Origin of the sequence: Corynebacterium sp. Marseille-Q2823 (assembly GCF_903645345.1) — a bacterium.
In the GTDB taxonomy this organism is placed as follows: Bacteria; Actinomycetota; Actinomycetes; order Mycobacteriales; family Mycobacteriaceae; genus Corynebacterium; species Corynebacterium hiratae.
Genome location: NZ_CAHJXS010000001.1, coordinates 368,741 through 382,690, shown reverse-complemented (window position 1 = coordinate 382,690; position 13,950 = coordinate 368,741). Strand labels below are relative to the sequence as shown.

Sequence of the window (13,950 nt, the reverse complement as noted above, 5' to 3'; positions counted from 1 at the left end):
GTCATGCTTAACCGATTCAATACCGCCAGCATTCTCGACACCATCGAGATGATCGAGAAGTACCGTCTCGATATCCGCACCGTCACTATGGGCATTTCGCTGCTCGGCTGCACACGCCCCACCATGGAAGCCACCGCCGAGGCCGTGTACGACCTCGTGACATCCCGCGCCGCACACCTGGTTGAGGTGTGCGAGGGAATCGAGGCCGAGCTCGGCATCCCGATTGTCAACAAGCGCATCTCTGTCACCCCCATCGCGCTCATCGTGGCCGGTATCGAAGGAAACCCCGTGGACGTTGCCCGCGCGCTGGATCGCGCTGCCGCAGCGACCGGTGTTGACTTCGTCGGTGGCTACTCCGCGCTCGTCGAAAAGGGCGCAACGACCGCCGAAAAGGCGCTTATCCGTTCCATCCCGGAAGCCCTGGCAGAGACAAACCTGGTCTGCTCCTCGGTGAATATCGCTTCCTCCCGCGCCGGCATCAACATGAATGCCGCGGCACAGATGGGACGCATCATCAAGGAAGCTGCCGAGCTCACCAAGGATCGCAGCGCCATCGGCTGCGCCAAGCTCGTGATCTTCTCCAACTCCGTGGGCGATAACCCCTTCATGGCCGGTGCCTTCCACGGCATTGAGGAACCGGACTGCGTCGTTTCCGTCGGTGTATCGGGCCCGGGCGTGGTCGATCGCGCGCTCGGCTCCCTTGAGGGCGCCACCCTCAACGAGGTCGCCGAAGAGGTCAAGAAGGCAGCCTTCAAGGTCCCCCGCGCCGGCCAGCTCGTGGGTGAGATGGCTTCGAAGCGCCTCGGTGTCCCGTTCGGCATCATTGACCTCTCCCTCGCCCCCACCGCAGAGCTAGGTGACTCCGTCGCGCACATCCTTGAGCACATGGGCCTCGACCAAGTGGGCACGCACGGCACCACGGCGGCGCTGGCGCTGCTTAACGACGCCGTCAAGAAGGGCGGCATGATGGCCTGCTCCCGCGTGGGTGGGCTGTCCGGTTCCTTCATCCCGGTTTCCGAGGACAAGGGCATGATCGATGCGGTGCGCACCGGTGCCATCTCCATCGACAAGCTGGAGGCCATGACCTCGATCTGCTCTGTGGGCCTAGACATGATCGCCATCCCGGGCGATACCTCTGCTGAGACTATCGCCGGCATGATCGCGGACGAAGCCGCCATTGGCGTGATGAACCATAAGACGACCGCCGTGCGCGTTATCCCTGCTCCTGGCACCAAGGCTGGCGACGAGGTCAACTTCGGCGGCCTTCTAGGCTACGCTCCGGTCATCCCGGTTAACCAGGTAGGCAACTCCACCTTCATCAACCGCGGTGGCTTCATTCCGGCGCCGGTGCACGGTTTCCGCAACTAGTCAACGCACGAAAGTCTGCATCGCCGCCCAAAGCAATGGGGTGTCCTTAACGTGGCCGTCGCGAAACCACGCTTCCGCACGGTCACGTTGCCACAAGCTCATTGCACGCGCCGGATTAGATGAATCTAATGCTTCATCGGCTGCAAGAATCAGTCGCCGCAACGGTGTAGAGGGAAGGTATGAATCCGTGGGTATCGTCCACGAAGCAGCGATGACGTACTGAGCGCCCCGCAAATGCGCGGCCAAAGACAAACCCATGGGTTCGAGAAAAGTATGGTCGGTACCAGAACCACACCCAATGAATGCCACGTGTTCAGGGAACACGAACTCTTCATCGCTTAGAATCTCACCGGCGGTCAACGGATCGTGCTGCCCCGTGTCATCAACACAACACAAGTGGAGTGCTGATGATGCCCCTGAGGAGGTGAGGTCCTGTCCCACGCTAACGTGTCCCACGTACAGAAAAGCGGAAGCTTTAGGCAGTACGGACTTGAGCCACCGGCGATCTAGATCACTACGTCTAGCTAGTTCAGAGAAAACGGTCGCTGTGGGAATAAGGTTTCCAGTTCGCCGCCCTAAAAGTGCTGCTAGTTCATCGTTGTCTTGGGGTGGTCCCAGGACCGAGCCCAACGCCGAAGTCGGTTGGTATCCAGGAACTTTAGGATCGATGACAGCTACAACCCCGCGCCGTGTTCCGTTAACACGCAAACGCGAAGCTCCTTTATCGCGGCGTTTCGCAAGGCGGGAAGCATTGCGGGGAATAGCTATAGCGACGTCCGCAAAGTCCAAAAGTAGCGTACGATGATTTCCTGCAGTTTCTGTTTGAATACGCAGAAGTGCCCATGGAATCCGAGCTGCAGTTGGAGATACATGGATCTTCATGCAAACGCGCTCGGCGCCATGCCCAGAACGTCGAATTAACGCTTGGGTCAGTTCAGTGGGAAGAAGACCATCAGCTAGTCTTGCCCCAAAATCCGCCGATTCTTGTGGAGAGGCCAATGGACCACTCAAGGCGCGGTCGAGCGCTTCCTCCGCAGATTCAGCAGGGCGAGCATTGGGCAATGCCTCCTCATAAAAGTTGAGAAGAGTCTGGCGTAGCGCTGGGTCAAGACGAGACGCGTGCGCGTCTTCCTCTCCTTCCCAGCGCCACGTGATCCAGCAAGTGCTTGCCTCAGCAAACCACAAGGTCAGGACTTGTTGCCCACTCACCACGTCTTACCTTGATTAACCGCAGGTAATCTTCAATTCGAACGGCTTCGTTTCCATGCTGGTCGGGTTTTGTGGATCGGTCACAATGCCTTCACCCGACACGGTGTAGCTGTCGCCTTCCTTCGTCGCCGTAGCGGAGCCCATCGGGCTACCCTCAGCGTAGGCCAGGGTATTTCCATCTGCATCCATCATTCCGACACCCTTCACCGTGGGGTTATCATCGGTGGAAAGCATTGCGGAGATACCAGCTGTACCGGAACCTACTGCGAGATTCATCGTGCCAGCTGCCTCCTGGCATACGATGGTTTCGTCTTCTACCACGATGGCCTGGCCATCAACTGTGGCTTCATAGCTTCCACCGATTGAAGCGGTCTTCGCATCTGCATTTGCAGACTCATCTTCGCTGTCGTTTGATTCTGCATTCGCATCAGAATCTGTACTAGAGTCTTCAGTCTTTTCAGCCTCGTTGGCAGCAACTTTGGTGGTAGCGTCCGCAGACTTTTCGCCGTTGTCGCCTTCAGATTGAGAACAGGCAGCGAGCGTTGTCAACGAGACGGCGGCAAGAAGAGATACGAGAGACTTAGTGATCTTCACTGGAGTTCCTTTCTTTGCATTTAGCTGTGCATTCGAGTGCCAGCTAGCCTCAGTATTGGAGAATGCTAGCTCTACCACTCACAAAACTGGTCCCCCAAAGGGGGGATTCGATGCCTTCAATCAGTAAAGAGCAACGCACTCTTCGGCAAAGCTCAACCTGTCGCGAGCTCGCAGTCGCTCCTGAGCAAAGGCCCTAATACGGTTGCGCACTTCCTGGCTCTCGTTGACATCAACCCCAACTTGTACGACCACGTCAGTCCAATCTTGAAGCCATACCTCAGCTACCGTGAGACCTAACGGCACAGACGCGAACCCCCGCTTGTCGAGATATCCGTGGGCTAATTCCTCAGGTCCGCGAAGCACCCGCACCTCAAGGCCTTCACCGTTTGACTGCTTATCTGCGAGTAATACTTGGATGTCTAGCACCGGATTCGGAGCCGCTTCGACATGCCATTGAACGGGATTCTCTGTCGCATCAACTACATGTGCTGGCAGCCCTTGCCACGCCGGGGAGGATGTACCACTAAAAATGGGGCCCGTGATCGCACACTCTTGAACTGTGCCCGCGACCAAAGCATAGTCAGATTGTGCCTGGTTGTCCCTTGTTCTGTTTAAGGACACTGAGGTGTCCTCAGTACGAGAAAACTGATACCCGTCGACGATTGTTTCTACCTGCATAGCCACGTCGTTCATCTCACGAACCAGCCCCTCATCACTCAGCTTGGGTACCCCATCAACGGCACTGGTCGGCCACCAATCTCGTAGCCACTGGCCATGAGCGAGCTTTCGAAGCGCCAGTAACGTCTCCAGATTCCATTGAGCAGCGACATTGAATGCTTTTCGCATGTTGGGGTTCTGCGCCGACTGTACAAATTCAACATGGGCAGGCTCTCCGATGAGTTCCCACAGCCACTCGCATTCGTCTTCGTCAGTGATCGTGATGCGTGGCCGGCTCCTTTCGGGCTCGTCGATATTCCACTCCAATAGCGCTCCCCTAGCTTCAACAGCTTGGATAAGTGGAAACTCTGAGAAACTAATAACGCCCGATGACCAGGCTCCATCTTTCAATGTCCACTTCATCAGGAGCTCCTCTCAAGAGACTTACGGATTCTTGCGCGGTGGTCAAGAATGACAGAACGGGTAATGCCGGTCAGCAATTCTTTAGGGCTTTCAGCCGGGGGACGTGGCCTAATTTCGCGACCGTGTAGTCGAGACCATAAGCGGTTCAACCAAGGCTTCCAGAAATCTTGCAAATCAGCAACGATCTTGGTTTGGTCAGCATGGATGGCTCCCCCAGCACATAATTGGCGTCGCAAGTGCATTACATATGCCTCCCTCCGTATTCTTTGCTGGAGCTCGCCTACAAACCCCTCTGCCGCTCCGACGTCGTCAGAATCAACGTGAAGCAGCGGAGTTAGCTGAGGTGCTATCACCGTGCCAACAAGGAATAGCGCTTGGCTTCGGGCATCGTGGAGGCCAAATGCATCCACTGCCCTTTCAATCTCTTCGATCACGATTTCCTCAGCTCCGACCTCAGAGTCTGCGTCCCGATGCCGAATTAACGCTGCCCGCACGCGCTGCTCAATGGTGCGGTCAAGCGGAAGAAATGCCGAACCTAACAACTCCGGTGGAACAAGGGGATCCTTCTCAGAAAGAGAAACTGTTTGCGTTTTAGGGACAATAGCTTCCAGAAACTTCTCAATAATTCCTTCTTGATCTCGCATTTCAAAAGCGATAGCCCGAACGTCTTCTGCAGCCACAAAGGCTTCAAGACGCCCCCTGACTGATCAAGAAGAGCAAGCGCTAGTCGTTCACTAAGTCCATGAGTTTGAGGGGGTACTCTTCTGTTGTACCAAGAGGAAGTCCATGTCTTCTCCGCATAGTCATGCGTTTCCTTTGACCTCAGCACCTCCATCACTTCTCTCGTGCTGGGGCCAATCGTGTGTATGGAATCTAGTAGTGCACTAACGAGCTCGCTTACATCGCCCTCGGGGGCTCCCCTAGTAATGGCGAGCTCATAAGCTCGGGGATAATAAAGCTCCTGGGGATTCCCTTCCGAGATTCCCAGTGCTTGTCTCATTTCCTTGAACTCGAGATACCACAAGGACGTCCATGACAACGCCTCTCGGGAATCAACCAGAAGCTGGTACATCTCGGCAGCGTCCGCGGGGTTCAACAGTGCCTTGGCGAGATGCTTTCGTTCCCGCGGCCTAAAAACTAGTGGATCAAGTAGACATTTCTGTGTTCGTGCCAGAGGCAGACCCTTCTTATTTACTAGCGCAGGTGCGTCAATCTCTGCGGCGGTCCACGCATCCGCAATTACTGCAGTGCGTGGTCTCAAGGTAGCCATGGGCTTCGTTACCTCTCAACATAAGTGTCCAAATCAACGACAACAAATTCCAATCTGTGCTGAGATTATAGTGTGTTCGATTCCATAAAAGTGCGTACTTCGGCACGAGCTTTCAGAGCTCGATGTGAGGAAGCAAGCTCGAAAATGCGGGCTGGCGACGATTCGTGGCGAGAAACCCCTGCCCATTGGAATTCCACGAAATTAACTAATTCGGAACAGTGTTCTAATGGTGTCTCTGAGCTCAGCGACCTACTCTTAGAATTTCCTCAAGTCACTCGTGAAGCCAACCTTGCTTTGTCCATCGACGTTCTCCACGGAGCCCTTTCCACTATTGAGAGGAAAAAGCTAAAGGTCGACGACCCGTCTCAGTTGATGCGCCTCGAAGACCAACAATGGGCAATCACATTCAGCGTCGCTCAATCGCTTCGTTTCGCCAATAAGCTAGAGGAAGCCGAAAAGAGAGTCGCTGCACTCGAAGAACTAGCTCCGCGAACACTTGAACCTGTACAACGCACTTTCCTAACAAAAATTGAACGTGCTGCGTTGTTTATGTGCCAAGGACAACACAATCAGGCCGCTATAGCCTATCGAAACATACAAGCCTTAGCTCGAAGTCTCGGCACTTCTTATCTTGGAATCGTTCTTTTAGGAGTGGCACAAACCGAAATGATGCTTGGTGATTATGCCGCTGCTGAGCTAAACCTCAACCGTGCAGAGCCTTTGATAGGCGAAGATCCGAACCACGCGCCAACCCTGCAACTTACACGCGCTTATTTGCGTCTCTTGAGCGCACATCCAGAGTGGGTTAGCAGTGTTTCTCTTGCTATCGCACAAATTGGAACAACCATAGTCACGGTTGAACCGCAAGTTAGCAAACAAATAATGCTTATACAGGCACATCGATTACATCTCGAAGGCCGCCACGATGAAGCTTTACATACACTCGAAGAGTGTGCAGCCCTAGCGTACGACCAACATGACGTTTGTTTCTTCTCTGATGTCTTGCAACAGCAGGCTTTCGTACACCAACGCCTTGCACATGCCACTAGCGATGTTGATGAGGCCGCACAACATCACCGGATCGCGATGCGAAAGCTCTCGCAGGCCCGCGCCATTCGTCAGGAGCACGGGCACAAATTGTCTACGGCATCGATCGATGTGACGGCAGCCGAGTATATCGTTCAATGGCACGATCGCTATCACGGTGCGTCTCACAATGAACTTAGAGAAGCCTTCCAGCGCATCATCGCGGCTATGCGGACTATTTATAGCGTCAGCCAAAGCATTGCGGAGAGCAGAACCCGCTATAGGTTTGTACGTTCAAGGTTGCGACATGCCTTTGAAGCCGCTTGTTCATTGGCACTTTTCCTTGGGGATACTCCAGCGCTTTCGGCCCTCATCGTAGAAGCCACCGCACAGTATGACTGGAGCGTAGTTCACAAGGCTGACACCGATAACTGAGAACAACCTATCCGGTGGATGAGGAGTTGGCCTACTAGTTTTTCGAATGTCGGCGCTGTTGCCCCGGGCCCCCTCATTGAGGCACCCAATACTCTCCTGTTCCTCAGTAAGCCGGCCCAAGCATCACCAGACGGCTCCCCATGGCAGCACGCTCTCTCGACGAAGGTAACGAAGGTCCGTTTTATGGTGCTGCTTCTCGGTAGTCGCTAGCGTTGCGTAGTTGCTGCTCAAGCTCCGAAATCATTGGCAAGGCCAGCTCCGCGCGTTCGGCATCAATTCCCCACTTCTCCGGTGCACTGCGGACCATGTGGGCTGTGGCCTTGAGAAAGCGGGCGAAGTTTTCCACGACGGCGCGGTTGTTGTTGCGCACGCCTTCGGTAAGCACGGTATTGCTTAGCCTTTCGATCCAGATTTCGAGGATGTGAGTCGAGGTGCTTTTGCCAATTGTGGTGCAGGCAGCACGCGCAAGCCGCAAGCCCTCATCGTCATGCCACACTCCTCCGGGGGCGCGAAGGCGGCACGAGATGATCGCTGCGCCTTCGACGGCTGGGATCATCCCCTTGCGAACACAGGTTTCTACATAGTCAGCGCCGTAACCAACGGCCATGATAGGGCCGATGTCTTTAACAATGCCGCGTGTGTCATCCTCCGTGACATACCACGCGCGGAAGGTGAGGTAGTCCTCGTAGTGGAAGTGGCCTGCCTCCGCCAGCACGTTGAGCAACCGAGCGGACAAAGCCTTCGTCCACACCTTGTCTGTACGCAAGTAGCCGCTGAGGCGTTCACGAATCTGATCAAGATGGTCATCCCACTGACCAGACTCAATGCCCTCTTTCAATTCGGTATAGGCCCAGTCCACGCGGACCTCAGGTCGTTTGCTCACTAATCCGGTGAGCAACGGTTCAATAACGGAATCGAGGTTATTGGCGGTGTTCATGACTTCTTCCTCTCCTGCGGCAGCACGCCGGGGTCCGACCACTTCTAGACCCTGTGCGTGGGAAGCGGAAGGACCCAAGAGAAGAGTCTTGAGCGGTGTGTGGTTGTGGCCCCGATTCTAGCGCACTATAGGTTTTCTGGAAGATCAAGAAGAGTTGCTACGCGCAGAAACTCTCGATGGGCGCTGTCAACATCGACGGCGGTGACCAACGCAGCATTAGCGGGCCGACCCCAGTGACCGCGCAGGTCCGCCACGCTCGTTCCGCGCAACCACTCCGGTTCACTGACTATCCGTACGGTGGTCGAGGTGGAAAAGAACGGGACCTTCTGCAACGCCACCATGCAGGTGAGCAGATCATGTATCTGAGCCTGATAACCCGCGCCATGCGCCTCGTGGAACTCGAAGTAGAAGCGCATAATCTCTGGTAGAACGTCCGCCACTGGGTGCTGCGCGAGCGCTTCACGCAGCCGTTCCAGCTGCGTCGGGCCGAGGAGCATCGTCTCAGTGACGTTGAGTGGGCACAGCGTGATGGGCCTCGTAGCGGATTCAAAGAAGTCGCGCGCAGCATGCGGGTCAACCCAGAAGTTCCACTCCGCCGTTGGCGTGGTGTTGCCGGGATAGTTCACAGCACCACCCATGATGGTGACACCGGAGAAGCAGGCGTAGTCGGCAGCGTGCTCCGCAGCAAAGTGCGCGGCATTGGTCAATGGTCCGGTTACGATGAGGCGCGCGTTGCGGCCTGCGGCTTCGGTCCAGATGCTGGTCCACTCGTCAGGCTCAGCAGGAGTATGCTCCTCCGGCACGCTCAGGTACCCAAGACCGCTTGGGCCGTGAGTTTCCGGAGTGGTTACCAGCTCCACCTGGCTGGGCTCCGGAAGCCCCGCCGCGACGGGCACCTCATCCAGGCCACACAATTGCAGGATGTAGGCAGCATTGCGGGTGGTCTGATCAATCCCAACGTTTCCAGCGGTGGTAGTAACACCGGCCAGTTCGATCTCTCCGGCGCGGTGAAGCGCGGCGAGGTAGATCAACGCTAGGGCATCGTCGATACCGGGGTCGCAATCAAGGAGAACAGGCTGGGCAGTCATGCCCGAAAGTCTATTAGGCCAATTCCACGATTTCCATGTACTCGTCGTTCCACAAATCCTCATCGCCATCAGGCATGATGATGACGCGCTCCGGCTTGAGTGCCTTAACCGCACCTGGGTCGTGAGTAACCAAGACCACGGCACCGGTGTAGGTGCCTAGGGCATCGAGCACCTGCTCGCGGGACTGTGGGTCGAGGTTGTTCGTGGGCTCGTCGAGAAGCAGCACGTTGGCGCGTGAGGACACCAGCGTTGCCAGCGACAGTCGGGTTTTCTCACCACCGGAGAGCGTTCCGGCAGGCTGTTCCAACTTGTCACCGGAGAACATGAAGGCGCCCAGCAGTCCGCGCAAATCCTGCTGGCCAGCGTCAGGGCAGGCCTCGATCGTGTTTTCCCACACGGTCTTGTCGGGGTCGATGTTGTCGTGCTCCTGGGCAAAGTAACCGATGCGCAGGCCGTGGCCGGAGACGATGCCGCCTTCGCCGTCGGTGCGCTCCACGCCGGCCAGAAGCTTCAGCAGAGTCGTCTTTCCGGCGCCGTTATAGCCCAGCACAACCACGCGGGAGCCCTTGTCAATGGCCAAATCAACGCCAGCGAAGACCTCAAGCGAACCGTACATCTTGGTCAGGCCCTTGGCGTTCATCGGGGTCTTGCCGCAGGGAGCAGGTTCGGGGAACTTAATGTGGGCGACCTTATCGGCCACGCGGACATCATCAAGTTCGTTCATCATGCGCTCTGCACGGTGCAGCATCTGCTTGGCGGCGGCGGCCTTCGTGGCCTTCGCTCCCAACTTGGCGGCTTGCTGTGCAGGCTGGGCTTTCCGCGTTGGCGCGCTCGCGGCGGCGACGAGCTTCATCGGTGGCGCGGGCATCAAGGTACTTCTTAAAGCCCATGTTGTAGACGTCTGCCTCCGCCCGCACGGCATCGAGGAACCAAACCTTGTTGCACACGGCCTCCAGCAGGTCGACGTCGTGCGAAATCATCACAAGGCCACCCTCGTGCTTGGACAGGAAGCCGCGCAGCCAGGCAATCGAGTCCGCGTCGAGGTGGTTGGTGGGCTCGTCGAGAAGCAGCGTGGTCTGGGACTTGCCGGAGCCAGCCGAAGCTGCACAAAGAGTCTGCGCCAGCTCCACGCGGCGGCGCTGACCGCCGGACAGCGTCTTGAGCTGCTGGTCGAGCACACGCTGCGGCAGGCCCAAGTTGTCGCAGATCTGCGCGCATTCGGAGTCCGCCTCATAGCCACCTAAGGTGTGGTACTCCTCCTCCAGGCGGGAGAACTTACGAATGGCCTTGTCGCGGAATTTATCGTCCGTGGCGGTTTCCATCAACTCTTGTTGCTTGGCCATGCGGCGCTTGATCTCATCCAAACCGCGCGCAGAGAGCACGCGCTCACGCGCAGTCTGCTCAATATTGCCTTCTCGAGAATCCTGCGGCAGGTAACCAATCGGACCTGAGCGCGTTACCGAGCCGCCATAGGGCTCGGTCTCCCCCGCCAGGATGCGCATCGTCGTCGTCTTGCCCGCGCCGTTGCGCCCGACCAGGCCGATGCGATCCCCCGGCTGCACGCGAAGGTGCTGGCCGGGGGCGTCGAGAAGCGTGCGTGCGCCCACGCGCACCTCGAAATCATTGGTCACAATCACGTCGAAACAGTCTAGCAACCAGGGTAATTAAACCCGAACCGACAGTGCGTAGACCGAAGACCGCGCTCAAGCCACCGTCAACACGTATATCCCCAGACCTGGATCCCGAAATCTCAAAGTGGTCGGTGGGGCGTCGGCAAGCGCTGGGCGACGCCGACCTGCGAGTTTCGGGTTCCAGGTCTGGGGCTTTGCAATTGGTTGAAGCGACTGCGGTGCCACAAACCGGGGCTGTTCCCAGAAATGCACCACACCGCCGGCTCGATTACGCGCAATGATGATGCACATTGGCGAACCGGCGGTGGGATTAGCCGTAACGCCTCGCGGACGCTAGACGGCGAAGCCGAGGGCCTGGAGCATCTCGCGCCCCTCCTCGGTAATCATGTTCGGGCCCCACGGCGGCATCCAGACCCAGTTGAGCTGGACTGCCTCGGCGAGCTTGTTGCCTACGATGACATCCTCGATCTGTTCGCCGATGACATCGGTGAGAGGACAGGCCGGGGAGGTCAGCGTCATGTTAATGACGCAGGTGTTCTTGCCGTCAATATCGTCGAGCCAGACGTCATAGACCAAGCCCAGATCAACGATGTTGATTCCAAGCTCTGGGTCGATGACATCACGAAGGTACTCGGTGATATCGAAGGTCTTCGCAATCTGCTCTTCGGTCTGTTCAGGCTTGACAGCAGCGCCATCGAAGGAGGCATTCTGGTCCTGGTAAGGATCCGTGCTGCCACCGGTGGTTTCAGTGTTATCAGCCATCTACTTCTCCAATTCATTCAACGCTTCCACGGTGGCGGCTTGGAAAGCCTTCCATCCGAGGAGAGCGCATTTAACACGGGCGGGGAACTTGGCGACGCCGGCGAAGGCGATGCCGTCCCCGATGATCTCGTCGTCACCTTCCACTTCGCCGCGGGAGGTCACCATCCTCTCGAATTCGGCCAGCTTGGCGTTTGCCTCCTCGAGGGGGATGCCGACGATTTCCTCCGCCATAACAGAGGTCGAGGCCTGCGAAATGGAGCATCCCTCGGCGTCGTAGGACACGTCCTCGACGGTTGTGCCGTCGGGGGAAAGCTTCACGCGCAAGGTGAGTTCATCACCGCAGGAAGGGTTGACGTGGTGAACTTCTGCCTGGCCTTCGCGCAGGCCAGAGAATTTCGGGTTCTTGTAGTGGTCCAGGATGACGTCCTGGTACATGGAATCTAGGTTCATTCGCTCACTCCAAAGAAGGTGCGGGCAGCCCGCACCGCCTCTATGAGGGCGTCGACCTCGTCCTCAGTGTTGTACAGGTAAAAGCTAGCGCGCGCGGTCGAATTAGCCTTGCACGCGCGGTGCAGCGGCCACGCACAGTGGTGGCCGGTGCGGATGGACACGCCATGAGAATCAAGAACCTGGCCCAGGTCATGCGGATGGATCCCATCCACGATGAAGGAGACCGCTCCCCCGCGATCCTCGGTGTTTTCAGGCCCGATAATACGCACGCCGGGGATGTCAGACAGCTTCTCCAAGGCCAGTGCAGTGAGTTTCTGCTCATGGGCGTGGATGGCCTCCATGCCCACCTCGCTCAAGAACTTCACTGCTGCACCAAGGCCCACAACCTGGCTGGTCATTTGGGTTCCGGCCTCGAAGCGGGTGGGTGGCGCGGCAAACGTCGAGCCTTCCATCTTGACTACTTCGATCATGGAACCGCCGGTGAGGAAAGGCGGCAGCTGCGCCAGCAGCTCTTGCTTACCGTAGAGCACGCCCACGCCGGTCGGCCCGCACATCTTGTGCCCAGAGAACGCGGCAAAATCCACATCAAGTTCGTGGAAATCCACCGGCATGTGCGGCACCGACTGGCAGGCGTCGAGGACCACCATGGCGCCCACGGCACGAGCACGGCGGACCAACTCTGCGACGGGCGCTACGGCCCCGGTCACGTTGGATTGGTGGGTAAAAGCCACGACCTTGACAGAGTCATCGAGCTCGAGCGAATCGAGATCAATGCGGCCGTCCTCAGTCATGGAGTACCACTTCAGCGTCGCACCGGTGCGCTGGCACAGCTCTTGCCACGGTACTAAGTTCGCGTGGTGCTCCAACTCGGTGACCACGACGGTATCGCCCTCACCGACGTACAGCTCGCCGGCGCGCTCATCGCTGAGCACGTAGGCAACTTCATTCAGCGCCTCAGTGGCGTTCTTGGTGAAGGCGATCTCATCGCGGTCGGCACCAACGAAGGCGGCGATGGCCTGGCGAGCGGACTCGTACGCGTCATCGGCCTCCTCCGCCAGCTGGTAGGAACCGCGGTGCACCGGAGCGTTGGTGCCGAGCACGAACGCCTCCTCGGCCTTCCATACCGGCAGGGGACGTTGCGAGGTCGCTCCCGAATCCAGGTACACCAAAGGTTTACCGTCGCGCACCGTGCGCGAGAGGATAGGGAATTGTTCCCGAATCGCATTAACGTCTAGTTCAGGCATAGGTCCTTGTGCTCGGTTCTTTTTCTCTAGCGTGTCGTGGTGTGGTCTGTCGTGGTGTTACCGGGGTCGGCGGTACAGCCTACTTGAGGAACTGCTCGTAGCCGTCTGCCTCAAGCTGGTCAGCCAGCTCGGCGCCGCCGGTCTTGATGATCTGTCCATCGGCGAAGACGTGAACGAAATCCGGGACAACGTAGTTGAGGATGCGCTTGTAGTGCGTGATGAGGAGGATGCCGCCGTTGGTCTCTTCCTGATAGCTGTTGATGCCGTCGGAGACCACGCGTAGCGCGTCGACGTCCAGGCCGGAATCGGTCTCGTCCATGACGGCGAACTTCGGCTTAAGGATGTCGAGCTGCATGACCTCGTGGCGCTTCTTCTCACCACCGGAGAAGCCCTCGTTCACGGAGCGGTGAGCAAAGGACTTATCGATGGCCAGCTTCTCGCGGGCCTCGGTGAGCTCCTTGTTCCACTCGCGCAGCTTCGGAGCCTCGCCACGGATAGCAGTCACGGCGGAGCGCATGAACTGCGACATCTTCACGCCCGGCACCTCAGTCGGGTACTGCATGGCCAGGAAAAGACCAGCGCGGGCGCGCTCGTCGACTTCCATCTCGAGGATGTTCTCGCCGTCGAGAAGCACCTCGCCCTCGGTCACCTCGTACTTGGGGTGGCCGGCAATAACGTAGGACAGGGTGGACTTGCCGGAGCCGTTGGGGCCCATGACCGCGTGGGTCTCACCGGAGTTGATGGTGAGGTTGACACCCTTGAGGATCGGCGTGGGCTCACCGTCCTCCTCATGTGGGAGCACCTGCGCGTGGAGATTCTTGATTTCCAGAGTAGACATTGAGTTGGTACCTGCTTT

The 13,950-nt window shown here is 57.7% G+C and carries 12 protein-coding genes and 1 pseudogene; 2 read left to right on the top strand and 11 right to left on the bottom strand.

What is annotated here, in order from left to right; translation table 11 throughout:
• Positions 1–3: 3 nt before the first annotated feature.
• Positions 4–1,368, top strand: a complete 1,365-nt coding sequence (locus HWX44_RS01720) for a PFL family protein (protein WP_175972934.1) — start codon at positions 4–6, stop codon at positions 1,366–1,368.
• Here the strand turns inward: HWX44_RS01720 and HWX44_RS01715 are convergent, their stop codons facing one another.
• The 4 genes from HWX44_RS01715 to HWX44_RS01700 all read right to left on the bottom strand — a co-directional run bounded on the left by HWX44_RS01715 (position 1,369) and on the right by HWX44_RS01700 (position 4,931).
• Positions 1,369–2,577, bottom strand: a complete 1,209-nt coding sequence (locus HWX44_RS01715; RefSeq protein ID WP_175972933.1) for a CHAT domain-containing protein — start codon at positions 2,575–2,577, stop codon at positions 1,369–1,371. It lies immediately after the preceding gene.
• A gap of 15 nt (positions 2,578–2,592) precedes the next feature.
• Positions 2,593–3,171, bottom strand: a complete 579-nt coding sequence (locus tag HWX44_RS01710; RefSeq protein WP_175972932.1) for a lipoprotein LpqH — start codon at positions 3,169–3,171, stop codon at positions 2,593–2,595.
• 120 nt (positions 3,172–3,291) lie between these two features.
• Positions 3,292–4,251: a hypothetical protein gene (locus HWX44_RS01705; RefSeq protein WP_175972931.1), complete on the bottom strand. Its 960-nt coding sequence runs from the start codon at positions 4,249–4,251 to the stop codon at positions 3,292–3,294.
• Positions 4,251–4,931 (bottom strand): hypothetical protein, encoded by a 681-nt coding sequence (locus HWX44_RS01700; RefSeq protein ID WP_144013177.1) that lies wholly within the window; start codon positions 4,929–4,931, stop codon positions 4,251–4,253. Before HWX44_RS01700 ends, HWX44_RS01705 begins: the two co-directional genes overlap by 1 nt.
• 734 nt (positions 4,932–5,665) lie before the next feature.
• On the opposite strand from HWX44_RS01700, the gene HWX44_RS01695 reads away from it, so the two are divergent.
• Positions 5,666–6,982 carry a hypothetical protein gene (locus HWX44_RS01695; protein ID WP_175972930.1) on the top strand — a complete coding sequence of 439 codons (1,317 nt, stop codon included), beginning with the start codon at positions 5,666–5,668 and terminating at the stop codon, positions 6,980–6,982.
• A 181-nt stretch (positions 6,983–7,163) separates the two neighbouring features.
• Here HWX44_RS01695 and HWX44_RS01690 read toward each other — a convergent pair whose 3' ends face one another.
• The 7 genes and pseudogenes from HWX44_RS01690 to sufC form a co-directional block, all read right to left on the bottom strand.
• Positions 7,164–7,919 carry a hypothetical protein gene (locus tag HWX44_RS01690; RefSeq protein WP_175972929.1) on the bottom strand — a complete coding sequence of 252 codons (756 nt, stop codon included), beginning with the start codon at positions 7,917–7,919 and terminating at the stop codon, positions 7,164–7,166.
• A 125-nt stretch (positions 7,920–8,044) separates the two neighbouring features.
• Complete coding sequence (locus tag HWX44_RS01685) at positions 8,045–9,007, bottom strand: nucleoside hydrolase (protein ID WP_175972928.1); 963 nt, start codon at positions 9,005–9,007, stop codon at positions 8,045–8,047.
• 13 nt (positions 9,008–9,020) lie between these two features.
• Positions 9,021–10,644, bottom strand: a pseudogene (locus HWX44_RS01680) (ABC-F family ATP-binding cassette domain-containing protein).
• 327 nt (positions 10,645–10,971) lie between these two features.
• Positions 10,972–11,400, bottom strand: coding sequence for a metal-sulfur cluster assembly factor (locus HWX44_RS01675; RefSeq protein WP_010186729.1), 429 nt, complete (start codon positions 11,398–11,400; stop codon positions 10,972–10,974).
• Positions 11,401–11,850 carry a Fe-S cluster assembly sulfur transfer protein SufU gene (sufU, locus tag HWX44_RS01670; RefSeq protein ID WP_046649118.1) on the bottom strand — a complete coding sequence of 150 codons (450 nt, stop codon included), beginning with the start codon at positions 11,848–11,850 and terminating at the stop codon, positions 11,401–11,403. It lies immediately after the preceding gene.
• Positions 11,847–13,094 carry a cysteine desulfurase gene (locus tag HWX44_RS01665; RefSeq protein ID WP_175972927.1) on the bottom strand — a complete coding sequence of 416 codons (1,248 nt, stop codon included), beginning with the start codon at positions 13,092–13,094 and terminating at the stop codon, positions 11,847–11,849. The genes sufU and HWX44_RS01665 overlap by 4 nt, the downstream gene beginning before the upstream one ends.
• Before the next feature lie 79 nt (positions 13,095–13,173).
• Positions 13,174–13,932 carry a Fe-S cluster assembly ATPase SufC gene (sufC, locus tag HWX44_RS01660; RefSeq protein ID WP_046649116.1) on the bottom strand — a complete coding sequence of 253 codons (759 nt, stop codon included), beginning with the start codon at positions 13,930–13,932 and terminating at the stop codon, positions 13,174–13,176.
• Positions 13,933–13,950 lie beyond the last annotated feature (18 nt).